Source organism: Colwellia sp. (genome assembly GCF_013215345.1).
Taxonomy (GTDB): Bacteria; Pseudomonadota; Gammaproteobacteria; order Enterobacterales; family Alteromonadaceae; genus Colwellia.
The window spans coordinates 1-12,457 of sequence record NZ_JABSOV010000111.1; the positions used below are offsets into that span (position 1 = coordinate 1).

Annotated in this window: 13 protein-coding genes and 2 tRNA genes; 5 read left to right on the forward strand and 10 right to left on the reverse strand. The window is 38.3% G+C overall.

Going from position 1 to position 12,457, the window contains the following annotated elements; translation table 11 throughout:
- The 9 genes from HRT50_RS14590 to mutY all read right to left on the reverse strand — a co-directional run.
- Positions 1-546 (reverse strand): cbb3-type cytochrome c oxidase subunit I (locus HRT50_RS14590; RefSeq protein ID WP_291615768.1); only part of this gene is annotated, 546 nt, incomplete at its 3' end.
- A gap of 40 nt (positions 547-586) precedes the next feature.
- Entirely contained in the window at positions 587-1,996 is a 1,410-nt protein-coding gene (locus HRT50_RS14595) for a c-type cytochrome (protein WP_291615747.1), read from the reverse strand.
- A gap of 891 nt (positions 1,997-2,887) precedes the next feature.
- The gene (locus tag HRT50_RS14600; RefSeq protein WP_291615748.1) at positions 2,888-3,445 is read right to left on the reverse strand and encodes an NAD/FAD-utilizing enzyme; all 558 of its coding nucleotides are present in this window, start codon (positions 3,443-3,445) and stop codon (positions 2,888-2,890) included.
- Between the two features lie 429 nt (positions 3,446-3,874).
- Positions 3,875-5,293: an ATP-binding protein gene (locus tag HRT50_RS14605; RefSeq protein ID WP_291615749.1), complete on the reverse strand. Its 1,419-nt coding sequence runs from the start codon at positions 5,291-5,293 to the stop codon at positions 3,875-3,877.
- 4 nt (positions 5,294-5,297) lie between these two features.
- Positions 5,298-5,705 (reverse strand): PAS domain-containing protein, encoded by a 408-nt coding sequence (locus HRT50_RS14610; RefSeq protein ID WP_291615750.1) that lies wholly within the window; start codon positions 5,703-5,705, stop codon positions 5,298-5,300.
- 536 nt (positions 5,706-6,241) lie between these two features.
- Positions 6,242-6,317 (reverse strand) — tRNA-Thr (locus tag HRT50_RS14615).
- Positions 6,318-6,429: 112 nt separating this feature from the next.
- Positions 6,430-6,505: transfer RNA gene (locus tag HRT50_RS14620), tRNA-Phe, on the reverse strand.
- 214 nt (positions 6,506-6,719) lie between these two features.
- A complete protein-coding gene (locus HRT50_RS14625; protein WP_291615751.1) occupies positions 6,720-6,992 on the reverse strand; it encodes an oxidative damage protection protein in 273 nt (90 codons plus the stop codon).
- 92 nt (positions 6,993-7,084) lie between these two features.
- Positions 7,085-8,170, reverse strand: a complete 1,086-nt coding sequence (gene mutY / locus HRT50_RS14630) for an A/G-specific adenine glycosylase (RefSeq protein ID WP_291615752.1) — start codon at positions 8,168-8,170, stop codon at positions 7,085-7,087.
- A gap of 137 nt (positions 8,171-8,307) precedes the next feature.
- Here mutY and HRT50_RS14635 point away from each other — a divergent pair, with 137 nt between their 5' ends.
- A complete protein-coding gene (locus tag HRT50_RS14635) occupies positions 8,308-8,646 on the forward strand; it encodes a YggL family protein (protein WP_291615753.1) in 339 nt (112 codons plus the stop codon).
- 208 nt (positions 8,647-8,854) lie between these two features.
- A complete protein-coding gene (gene trmB / locus HRT50_RS14640) occupies positions 8,855-9,580 on the forward strand; it encodes a tRNA (guanosine(46)-N7)-methyltransferase TrmB (protein ID WP_291615755.1) in 726 nt (241 codons plus the stop codon).
- 23 nt (positions 9,581-9,603) lie between these two features.
- On the opposite strand, the gene HRT50_RS14645 is transcribed toward trmB, so the two are convergent.
- A complete protein-coding gene (locus HRT50_RS14645; protein WP_291615757.1) occupies positions 9,604-9,981 on the reverse strand; it encodes a hypothetical protein in 378 nt (125 codons plus the stop codon).
- A gap of 140 nt (positions 9,982-10,121) precedes the next feature.
- On the opposite strand from HRT50_RS14645, the gene HRT50_RS14650 reads away from it, so the two are divergent.
- From HRT50_RS14650 to HRT50_RS14660, 3 genes are all read left to right on the forward strand, one after another.
- Positions 10,122-11,171, forward strand: coding sequence for a S1C family serine protease (locus HRT50_RS14650; protein WP_291615759.1), 1,050 nt, complete (start codon positions 10,122-10,124; stop codon positions 11,169-11,171).
- Between the two features lie 160 nt (positions 11,172-11,331).
- Positions 11,332-12,000, forward strand: coding sequence for a GntR family transcriptional regulator (locus HRT50_RS14655; RefSeq protein ID WP_291615761.1), 669 nt, complete (start codon positions 11,332-11,334; stop codon positions 11,998-12,000).
- A 269-nt stretch (positions 12,001-12,269) separates the two neighbouring features.
- Positions 12,270-12,457 (forward strand): SulP family inorganic anion transporter (locus HRT50_RS14660; RefSeq protein ID WP_291615766.1); only part of this gene is annotated, 188 nt, incomplete at its 3' end.

Sequence of the window (12,457 nt, forward strand, 5' to 3'; positions counted from 1 at the left end):
TCCGCCCATGGTAAAAGCGACAATAAAAATAGCTAAAGAGACCAACATCAATAAAATACCCGCATCTGCACCAGGAGTACCACTTAAAATTGCTTGCGGTGGATACAAGGTCCAACCTGCACCAGTGGGGCCGCCACTGACAAAAAAGCTAGCAATTAAGACCATAACGGACAGTAAATAGGTCCAATAACTCAGCATATTCAAATAAGGGAAAACCATGTCTCTTGCCCCGATCATCAGCGGGATCAAATAGTTACCAAAACCTCCTAAGAGCAATGCGGTTAACAAATAAATCACCATGATCATGCCGTGCATAGTGACAAATTGCAGATAAGAAGAAGGATCAATAAATGAAAACTCATTAGGAAAACCAAGTTGCAAACGCATCATGCCAGACAAGACTAATGCCACCAGACCTACAGCTATTGCCGTGATCGAATATTGAATGGCTATAACTTTATGGTCTTGGCTCCAAATATACTTGCTCATGAAAGTACTAGGATGGCTTGAATGATCTACTTGATCAGCAATCGATACATTTTCCATTTTTGTCACATCATGCTCCTAATATCTTTCAGTGTTCAGTTCATCTGACGCTAGGTAATGAATTGATATAACTCACCACATCATTAACCGCTCGTTGGTCATGTAAAATATTTGACATCAATACCATTTGTTTACCATAGAGATCCCCAGGGTGTTTTCCCCTAATTCCCTGTTGATAAGCGTTAATTTGTCGTTTTAAATACCAAGGGTGTTGGCCCGCTAATTTGGGCGCGTTCATGGCAAAATTTCCTTGCGCATGTTCACCATGGCAATAGGCACAGTTTTTATAATACGACTTGCCTTTAATGGCATTGCCAGTAGTAACAGGCCTATTTTTAATAGACGTTTTTTCAATGAGATAGTTTTCAATAGGACTGTTTTTTGTAGGAATTAAAGCGTTAAGGTAGGCGCTAACGTCTTCAATTGCTTTATCATCGGCTAATAAAGCTGACATGGCGGCCATTTGCTGACCATATAGGTCTTCACTATTTTGACCTCTAATTTTTTGTTTGAAATAACTTAATTGCCTATGCAGATACCAGCGACTTAAACCCGCTAATTTAGGCGCCCCCATGGTTTTATTGCCTTGGCCATCGATGCCATGACATGAAGTGCAGCCAGCATAAAGTAGTTTTCCTTGCTCTATATTTGCTGTATCGAGAGCTAATGTCTGAGTAAAGGTAGGTAAACTGGTCAGCCACGTTTGATAGTCACTGATCGAGTCGACTTTAATATAGCCACGCATGGTAAAATGCGCAATACCGCAGAGCTCTTCACACAGTAGCTCGTAGCGTCCTAGTTTAGTTGGGGTAAACCAGACAAAAGTAACGGCTCCAGGGACTAAATCCATTTTCACTCGAAATTGCGGTACAGCAAAATTATGTAAAACATCTTTTGAACGTAATACTACTTTTACCGGTTGATCAATAAGTAGGTGTAATTCATTGCTATTTACTAGTAAGTCATCAGCGCCATTAATATCATTTACATCAAGTCCAAAAGGGTTGTCTTCGCTTATTAACTTGATTGCAGTTTTCCCTAATTTGCCATCCTTACCTGGTAGTCGATAACTCCAATGCCATTGTTGACCAACGACTTCAACGATTTCACTATTTTCAGGAACAGTAATAAATTCCCCCCAGACAACAAGCCCTGGAGCTAACATTGCTGCGACACCAATAGTCGTAATAACAGTCAGCCAACCTTCTAGTTTGCTATTTTCTGGCTGGTAGTCGGCGCGCCTATCTTTATTATGACGATATTTAAAAACAACAAATGCGAGGAATAGGCTTACGGCAACAAATACAGTACCTACCACCCAAAGAGAAATATTAATGGTGTCATCAATAGCTTGCCAGTTTGATGCCAAAGGAGTGAACCACCAAGGGCTGATAAAATGAAAAATTAATGTTGCTATAACTAATAAAATAATAACAATGGCTATCGTCATAACGCACCCTTGAATAAAAGTTGCAGTACTCGATAGCAATAACTTAATTGATAAAATGCTGATGTGAATGAGTGAAGAGAAGTATTAAATAGTCATTCAGTTTATTGTCGTGCTTTAGGGTAAAATCAAACTAAGCTAACATTTTTTTCGTGAAAACTGTTGCACTCATATACACAGCAAGCATAGTTAATTATCGACCTGCTCAATTATTAACATAGACTAGTTTTGATAAAGTAGCGAAATGTAGAGCAAGTATCCTCGAACAAGTTATTTACAACAACTCAATGATTTTCCGTAGATCATCACTATATTTCTCACCTCTTGTAGAAGGTATAAATAACAAGATTGGTTATATTGTTAAGATAAAATGGTAACGTAAGATTTAGCAAAATAATTACTTATCTATACCCGTTACCAATCAAGATGCATGTTTCAGAGTGCTTGAGCAATTTCAATTCAAGGCGCTGTGATGAAATAATGGTTATTCAGGAGAATATGCTCCTGCATTCTCTAATAAGCTGCTTCCATACAGCGTCATTATAAGTCACAGCAACGATGAAGTGATGTGGCTCAAGCGCTTCTTCGATGGGTTTAAAATGACTTTATACCGCGTTAAATAATCAAAGCATAGAATGACTATGCTTAAATTATTCTCCTTGCCTAAAGTCATTTTACTTCCCACTGATATCCTGCACTTTGAATGGTAACGGGTATATAACTAAGTTGAGATCTGATTAAGTCGTACCGTAATAGTCAAAATTAGAAGGCTAGAAATTTAGCCTAACATTGATAGCTAGGCTGATATGGACTTTTAGCATGCTGACACGTATAAAAACCTTATAGAATACTTCTATAAGGTTTTATTTTTAGCTAGTGCCAATATGACAGGCGTTAAGGCATAACTTTCATAAAGCGTTTAAAGTTATCTTGTGCTCGAATAACCCAATTAGGGGTGGATTCACCAAAGCCTGAAGCACCAACATTCGGATGTGTTTGCATTACGTTAGCTAAGGCTAGTTCTTGGCAAGGCTCAACATCCACAAACAATATATGTTTACCGTTATGCAGCATTTCTTGAAAACGTTTGAAATTTACATTGGGTTGTTGAATACCAATAAAACCACCTTCCCAAGTACAAAAACCTAAGATAATGATCGCTAAAAATACAAAGGGTACCCAACCAGCTGCCGACTGATGCCAGTTTAGCAGATAGGTAAGCAAGAGAATTGCACAAGCACCTACAATACCAATCACAGCTCCTAGTTCAGTAGAGTGCACCACATCTTGTTTTAACACCGCAGCAACTTCATGTAGGTGATGATTTTCAACATCAGCATCGTTTTCACTTAACACATGAATTTGTGGTTCTGAGAATCCTTGCTGTTCTAACTCATATTCAACTTTTTCCAACTCATCAAGATCGTCGGAAACAAAATAATGTCTCAACATAATAAACCCCACTTAATAAATTTGTATGTTATTGCTCCTTGTATCAGGTCAATCTATTGAGTGACCTCATGGTTTATTCTTATAAAGCTAAGTATAGCAAAGTCTCAAAACAACACTGACCCTGTGGGAACCCTATGAATTTACCAGTACAGCTCATAATTACTTCCTTTAATTAACAGATAAATGAGCCCAGTTTTTTCCTTAGCTTTGGATAATGGACTTCTTGATAAGTAGTTAAGGAGTAGCCATCTAAAGCAATAGGTTCTCGAATTAAATAGATTCGTTTAGATACACTATGCTCGACCAATCAGGGTGAAGTACAGGCCTATTAATAGTAATAAAACCGTTTGAGCGCAGGCGTCTTTTTAAAACGGAGAGTCCAAGCCAAGGTACGGTGTTAAATACAAGTCGGTAAATTAAAGCGTTTTATTAGTTCAAATCGTTACTTATTAATTCTTTTTGTTCTCTCGGCGATCTTTGACGGTGAACTTCTTCGGCCAAGAGTTCATTCATCAATTTGAGTAGCACGGGAAGATCTAGCGGCTTTGCACAGACTGCATCCATGCCATTGGCTAGGTACTGTTTAATGTTTTGGCTATCTATATCGGCAGTTAGGGCAATTATAGGAATGGTCGACTTAGTGCAACCCCAGGATCTAATGACCTTAGTCGCTTCTAGGCCATCCATTACCGGCATTCTAATATCCATTAAGACAAGATCAAAATCACCATGCTTAAGTTGACTGAGTGCTTCCTCGCCATTACTTGCCACGGCAACTACATGGTTAAGGTTTCCTAGTACAGCCAACATAAGTCGTTGTAACATCCGAGTATCTTCAACTAGCAGTAATTTTAAACTTCGATTAGATACCCATTTATTATTAGTATCTTTACTTTTTCTACAGCGCACTTGTTTGCAGGCTGGTTGACATAAAACGGTAAACCAAAAGCGACTGCCTTGATCCTTGAAACTGTCAATGCCAATTCTACCGCCCATTAACTCGACTAATTTCTTCGAAATAGAAAGCCCTAGGCCGGTACCACCGTATTTTCTAGTGGTAGAGCTGTCTGCTTGAGTAAATGGCGCAAATAGTTTTTTCTGCTCATTAGGTGTTAAACCAATACCAGTATCAGAGACTGAAAACTGTAATGATATTTTTCCATTGTCTGTAGGTGTATGGTCAACGCTTACACATATGAAGCCCGTAGCGGTAAACTTAAGAGCATTACTGAGTAGATTAGACAATACTTGGTTAATCCGTAAAGAGTCAGCATGTATACCCTCCGGTAGATTTGGCGCTAACTCAATTTTTAATTCTAATGCTTTTGACTTGATTTTCGGTAAGAATAAATCAACTGTATCTTCAATAAATGACAGTAAGTGAAAGTCCTTGTGATCAAGTTCTAGCTTACCTGCGTCGAGTTTGGATTGATCTAGGATTTCATTTAGGATTTTTAACAGGTTTTTAGCCGAAGTGATAATATTGTCGGTAACCTCTTGTTGCTGTGGTAGGAGATTACTTTGTTGTAATAACTCAGCCATGCCTAAAACCCCAGCCATTGGCGTGCGAATTTCATGGCTCATATTAGCCAAAAATTCAGCTTTAACCTGTACTGACTCTATAGCCTTTAATCGAGCAGAAGTTAACTCTTTTGTTGATAAGGCAAAGGACTCATAGGCGAGCACAATTTCTTGGTCTTTGGCATTAAGCTTACACTGGTAGCTTTTCAACTGCTGTTGGAGTTGTAGGGTTTCTTGATGCTTTTGTGATTGGCGTTTTAATAGCAATACAATCACGATACTTGTCAATAACCAACCAGCTATTAATAAATTTATCGCCGTTGTCATTATTCTAACTATTGTCGACGGTATTTTTTAAGCACTGCCAGGCGAGTTCATTTATTTCAGTGGTAAAACAGCGGGTATGAATAAAGTTATTTTCCTTTTTATAAACATTAGAATTAATACTGACATAAAGAATAGAATTATCTTTCTTCCTCAATCGGGCTACATAACTGAGTAAGGTTTCACCATTTGTTAAGCGGGTTAAAAGATCTTGAATCACTTCTTGATCAACATGAAACTCCTCTATGTTGTGACCTATGTACTCTGCTGCGCTATACCCCAGAGTATCGAGCTCTTTTAGGTTAGCAAAGTGGATGGTGCCATCAGCGCCGACCAAGTGAATGCAAACAGCAGCTTGGTCGAGGAAACTCCATAATTCTTCTGCTTCTTCAAGCAAGTTAAATTCAGTGAGCATAATTTAACGTCCTTTTACCAGAGGTTAGCTACAACATGGAAATTACTGACAGCTAATGTTTTTTAATAACCTGAAAGTATAGTCGAAATAATTATTTTTGATGATGCTTGTCGACCTAGTTTATAATGCGATGAAGTTTAGCGGTGATAGATATAGCTAAACTAAGGTTAGAAAAGTATATTTTTCAAATTACGGAAATATTCCCATATTGCACGGAATAGTTACTTTGCTATTCGCTATCATGATCGGAAATTATCTATAAGTGCTTAACCTTTAAGGTATTACAGTCTTGGTATGGTTCATGAGATAACAGACTAAACGTACTTTACAGGCTAAACAAAGCTTGGTACCGGTGTTATTAAGTTTGAAGGTGTTTGCAGTGTTAAACATCTGGGGCGTCAAAGATATAATTGCAGTAATTATGCTGTTGCTTATAAATGAGGTACTGATTCAGTCAGTAGTTGGCTTGACAAATCCCAGGCGAAAAAAAACCTTAACATTGCTGTTAAGGTTTCGTTTCTTCCTTTCGGAATAAATGGTGCCGACTGCCGGAATCGAACTGGCGACCTACTGATTACAAGTCAGTTGCTCTACCAACTGAGCTAAGTCGGCACACAAAGCTGTGTGCAGTATTTAAAACTATTAAAATAGTCTAAACACTCTGGCACCGAAATAATGCTTAATATTATTAGTTAAATAATAGCTGAGCACCAATTCTGTAAAATGGTGCCCCGACCCGGATTTGAACCAGGGACACGAGGATTTTCAATCCTCTGCTCTACCAACTGAGCTATCGGGGCTTAACATGCTTAACTTGGCTGCGTTTGCTTCCTCGTTAAGACGGGACGTATTAGACTGTTTTTCATTGACCCCGTCAACTGTTTTTTACTAACTTTTTTATAAAAAGTGTTTGTTTGCTGTTTATTACAGCATATCTGTTTTTTATGTAGTTTTTGTAGGCATTAATGAGTGATAAAACAGCCAGCCCAGTGAATGTACAAGTAAAGTGTCTAGCTATTTACTTGGTGGCACATAACCTTCAATTTCTGGTTCTTTACCTTCAAATAGATAAGCAACCATGGCAGATTCTAAAAAAGCACGATCATCAGCATTCATCATGTTCATCTTTTTCTCATTAATAATCATGGTTTGCTTCTTTTGCCAGATAGTCCAAGCTTCTTTACAAATATTATCGAAGATGCGTTTACCTATTTCACCTGGGTAAAGTTGAAAACCTAAACCTTCGGCGTCTTTTTTTAGGCTTTGACAAAATACTGTGCGACTCATAATGGATTCTCTTCTCTTTATTAGGTAAGTATTAGGTAAATATTAAGTAAGTAAGTAAGTAAGTAATAGTTATTCTGGTGATTGATTATTAGTTAATTACTAAGCAAAGTAAGTAGTTTTTGTGTAGAGGCGGCTAAGCCGACACTTAATTCTTGGTGTAAATCATACCACTTTTGCTTATTAGGTTCGTTTATTTCTGCTACATCAAGTTGCTGGCAGTCTACTACCACAGGGGTAATATCTAAATGAAAGTGACTAAAAGTATGCCTAAATTCTGTTAGGGTTTGTGATGAAAGCGCTTTAAGTGACAAACTAGCCATTAATTCATCAATTTCAGTTAGCTCATCAACTTCATGAAAACACCATAAACCACCCCAAATACCTACCGGTGGACGCTTTTCCATTAAAACCTTATCACAGCGTTCGTTTTGTATTCTAGGAATGACCATAATGGTGCTCTTCTCAGGAATTTTTTTCTTAGGCTTTTTCTGAGGAAAGTTCATTTGTTGATCGCCAGCCTTAGCCAAGCAGCTTTGTTCAACAGGGCAAAGCTCACAACTGGGTTTGCTGCGTGAACATACGGTTGCGCCAAGATCCATCATTGCTTGGTTAAAACTGTCTGTTTCTATGGCGGGGGTTAATCGTTCGCTTAAGTGCCACAAGGCTTTGTCGAATTTACTTAAACCGTTGTAGCCTTCCACTAAATAGCTTCGAGCAAGTACTCGCTTAACATTACCGTCTAAAATAGGGTGATGTTGCTTTAGGGATAAACTTAAAATGGCGCCAGCGGTTGATCGGCCAATACCAGGTAAAGCGATAACTTGCTCAATTTCTATAGGAAACTGTCCAGCAAAGTCACTAACCATTATTTTGGCGGCTTTATGTAAATTACGCGCTCTAGCGTAATAACCTAAGCCGGTCCAATGATGTAAAACTACATCATCATCGGCATTAGCTAGGTCAGTGATTGTCGGAAAACTTGTCATAAAACGTTGATAGTATGGGATAACTGTTGCAACTTGGGTTTGTTGTAACATGATCTCAGAAATCCATACGCGATATGGGGTTTTATCTTGTTGCCAAGGGAAGTGCTTTCGACCCTGTTGGTGATACCAGCTAACGACTTGCTGGCCAAATTTTTCAGCTGATTTGGCTGATATTGCTATAGGATTATTCATAGCGCGCAGTGTAACTAAATAACGTGTTGAGCTCAAATAGGCAAATTAGCATCTTATTGGTAACGGGTATATAATGTCGCCTTTAAAATTCGCTCTGCTAACATCTGCACAGCGCTAGGAAAAAATAAGGCTTTATAATGAAAGTAACAGCAAAAAATCGTAGTCGTCGCATCCGTAAAAAAATGCGTGTAGATGAATTTCAAGAGTTAGGCTTTGATATCGCTTGGAAATTAAAAGATGGCATAAGTGGTGAAGAACTGGATGCTTTTATCGACAAGTTTTTTGCTGAGTCTATCCAGCCAAATGGCTTAGGTTTTGGCGGTGAAGGTGATACTTTATGGCATGGCCTTATTTGTACCCAGAAACTAGGATCTTGTACTGATGAACATCGTGCAGCGGTTGAAAAGTGGTTAACTGACAACGGCGCCACATCTGTAGCAGTTAGCGACTTGTACGATGTTTGGTGGGCTGAATAGTTTTATTCGTCATAAATGGCTTTTATTCGGCATTGTCGGCGTTATTCATTATCATTACTTATGTCCCATAAGCGCAGGCACTGAATAACTTGACGGCTTTGTCTAAAAGCCATTTATTTAGAATAACGAATTCGAAGCACTAATTATGAAGCATTACCTATTATGCTTGCTGAAAATAAATGATTGAAAATTAGTAAAGATATTAAAAATGACTGAAAAAACACATAAAACCATAGAGCAAGCCGAGCAAGAAGGTAAGTACATTCGTAAAGTTCGTAGTTTTGTTAAACGCGAAGGTCGCTTAACAAAAAATCAAGAACGTGCGATTAATGATCATTGGCAAGAAATGGGCTTAAACCATAGTGATGGTGTTATTGATAGCCAAGTATTATTTGCTAATGACAATCCTGTGGTTTTAGAGATTGGCTTTGGCATGGGCAAGTCTTTAGTTGAAATGGCTGAAGCGTCACCGGAGTTAAACTTTATTGGTATTGAAGTGCATAAGCCAGGTGTTGGCGCTTGTATTTCATCGGCAATTGACGCGGGTGTAAAGAATTTAAAAGTTTATGAACATGATGCCATTGAGATTTTAGCTGATTGTATTCCGGACGGTATGTTAACAACGGTACAATTATTCTTTCCTGATCCATGGCATAAGAAAAAGCACCATAAGCGTCGTATAGTTTCTACTGTATTTGTTGAAACTATCAGACAAAAATTGAAAGTTGATGGTGTCTTTCATATGGCGACGGATTGGGAAAATTATGCCGAATGCATGTTAGAAGATATGCAAAGTGCTGAGGGCTATAACAACGTGTCAGAAACTAATGATTATGTTCCACGTCCTGATTCTCGCCCGTTAACTAAGTTTGAAAACCGTGGTCAACGACTTGGACATGGTGTTTGGGATTTACAATTTGCTAAAAAGGCTTAATTTTATCATTAAACCTTGTCGATTTAGCTTGAACTAATGCAAGCATCGCTTTGACTCGGCAAAGGTAAATATTGGCGCTCAATGAAAAATAAATGTTGGGCGTTACGCAAATTTCCACTGTCTATTAACCATTGTTGGTCAATAATTTCACGCTGTAAGGCCGCATGCAATATGCGGCTTTTATATTGCGTCCAATAAAGTAGGGTTGCTGTTTGATGGCAGTCATTATTAGGAAGCTGCTCACTGCGTGTAAGTGCTAATTCTTCAATAATATTAGCTATCACTTGCTCTTTTAACTCACTACCAATATGTTGCTTAAAGCGAGTAAATCTTTTTGCTTTAACTAATTGCCATGACAACCAAAGCAATGACAGTAACGCCAGTGTGGCGATAATTTCCATGTACTTTTCCTCATAAAATAACCACGGCTATCATATCATCTATGCCAAGTTAATTACCTAGCCAAGTGCATAAAAAGAATGATAAAAGGATTACAGTTAGTTACACTGTTATTAATTTAATAACAGACGGGTTTTTATCAATGAGTAGAATTTTTCTAATTCTTAGTGTTTTCTTCTTAAGTGGCTGTGCAACTTCATCACAAGCATTTCAAGTAAAAGAAAATTCAATTCAAACCTTATATAAAAAAGTTAACCCTTCAGTGGTTGAATTACATGTAAAGTCATTAGCAGATCCAAAAGCTGGGCAGGTTACCTATAAAGAACATACTATGGGCTCTTTGGGCTCTGGTGCCTTAGTTAGTAGTGAAGGTCGTATTTTAACTGCAGCCCACGTTGTTGATAAAGCAACGGAAATTGAGGTTGTATTTGCTGATGGTACTAAAACTACCGGTCATGTTGTTTGGGTTGAACCGCTAATTGATTTAGCCATGATTCAAGCCGGTAAAGTTCCTAGTACAGCAAAGCCGCTAAAATTAGCTAAAGCTAACGACTATCAAATAGGTGAGCAAGTTATCGTTATTGGCGCTCCTTTTGGTGTTAGCCATAGTTTATCTGTTGGTTATTTAAGTGGTATTCGTGATGGTAATGCCATACCTGGTAGAAAGTTAGTGCCTCGTTTATTACAAACAGATGCCTCAATTAACCAAGGTAACTCAGGCGGCCCAATGTTTAATCTAAATGGTGAAATTATTGGTATCGTTAGCCATATTTTATCACGCAGTGGCGGCAGCAATGGTTTAGGTTTTGTTATTTCGGTAGATACTATTCAACATATTATTGATAGCGACCCAGGTACATTTTCTGGCTTTATTCCTATGTTACTTAATAAAGAGCAATCTTATGCCATTAACAACACTGCTGGGCATGGTATGTTAATCCAGCATGTTATTCCGGGTACTTTAGCGGATAAATTGGGTTTTAAAGGTGGTAACCTGAGTGTGGTTATGGGTCGCAGTCCAATATTATTGGGTGGTGATATACTGCTTGAGGTTGGCGGTCGTGCTATAACTGATTTAGCCTCGGCGGTGCAAATTAAGAAACATCTTGCTAGTTATGAAAAGGGCGATAGAGTAACCTTTAAATATCTGCGTAATGGCCAAAAGAAAGAAACTTATTGGATTGTTGAATAGTTATTAGCGAATTATGATATTTTATTAAAAATAACTAAAATAAAGCGGCAGATAATTTATCTGCCGCTTTTTAGTATTATTGAACGGTAAAATACATTTTTTAATGGTGTTCTATTAATGACTCTCTATAATGGTCGCTAATATTGTTCGGAAGCATTTTATGAATATAGTATATAAGACAAGAACACAGCTAGTAGTTGAAACTCTTAGAGAGAAAATCCTTAGCGGTGAATTTAAGGCGGGTGAGTCACTTCGCCAAGCTGCGTTAGCGACCGAATTAAACGTCAGTCGTATCCCGATAAGAGAAGCTTTACTGCAACTTGAAGGTGAAGGCCTAGTTGTCTTTGAACCACATAAGGGCGCGACAGTAACAGAACTTAATGCTAAGCATGCGGACGAGCTTTTTGAGTTGCGAGCAATGCTTGAAGGGCATTTGTTAGCGGCATCATTACCACTATTAACCAGTGAAAAATTAGCTGAAGCTGGTGATATCTTAGCGCAATTAGATAAAGCACTTGGCAAAGAGAACGCGGCTAATACCTGGAGTGCGCTTAATTCACGTTATCACAACTGCTTATATTCAGCGGCTAACCGTCCGCAAACACAAGATCTAGTCAATACCCTGAATAAAAATGCTGATAGATACATTCGTATGCATTTATTATGGGCTGGTGGTATTTCTAAAGCGGGCCCAGAGCACAATCAATTACTCGCCTTTTGTAAAACAGGTGATATTGACCAAGCTGTTGCCGTATTAAAACATCATATTTTAAGCTCTAGAGATGAGATCAAAGCCTTTTTAGAGCAACGCGAAGCAGCAGGTAGCTAATTTAGCTCTACCTTGCAAAATTTATTTGCTTGCTTATACCCATGAAAATCGTATATTAAAGTGTCATGGGTATATGTCCTAAGAGTAAGGGAATATTGACTTTTCCCCTCTAAATCTATAGTATTCCCGCGCCTTAAAATCACAGAAAACTTGCTTGTTTTTGTCTATGCTTAATCTTTATTAGACAGATAAAACCTGCTCGCCAATTCGAATTCGCAATGTTATTCACCTGAGGTGTTAGATATTGCGCTAAACCCAATGAGATAATAATGTTTGAATTACACGCCAGTAAAGTGTCCAACCTGAAAAATGATGTGCTATCGGGCCTAACCGTTGCCTTAGCATTAGTCCCGGAAGCGATAGCTTTTGCCTTTGTTGCCGGTGTTGGCCCATTAGTTGGTTTATATGCCGCCTTTATGGTTGGTTTAATTACCGCAGTGTTTGGTGGGCGTCCAGG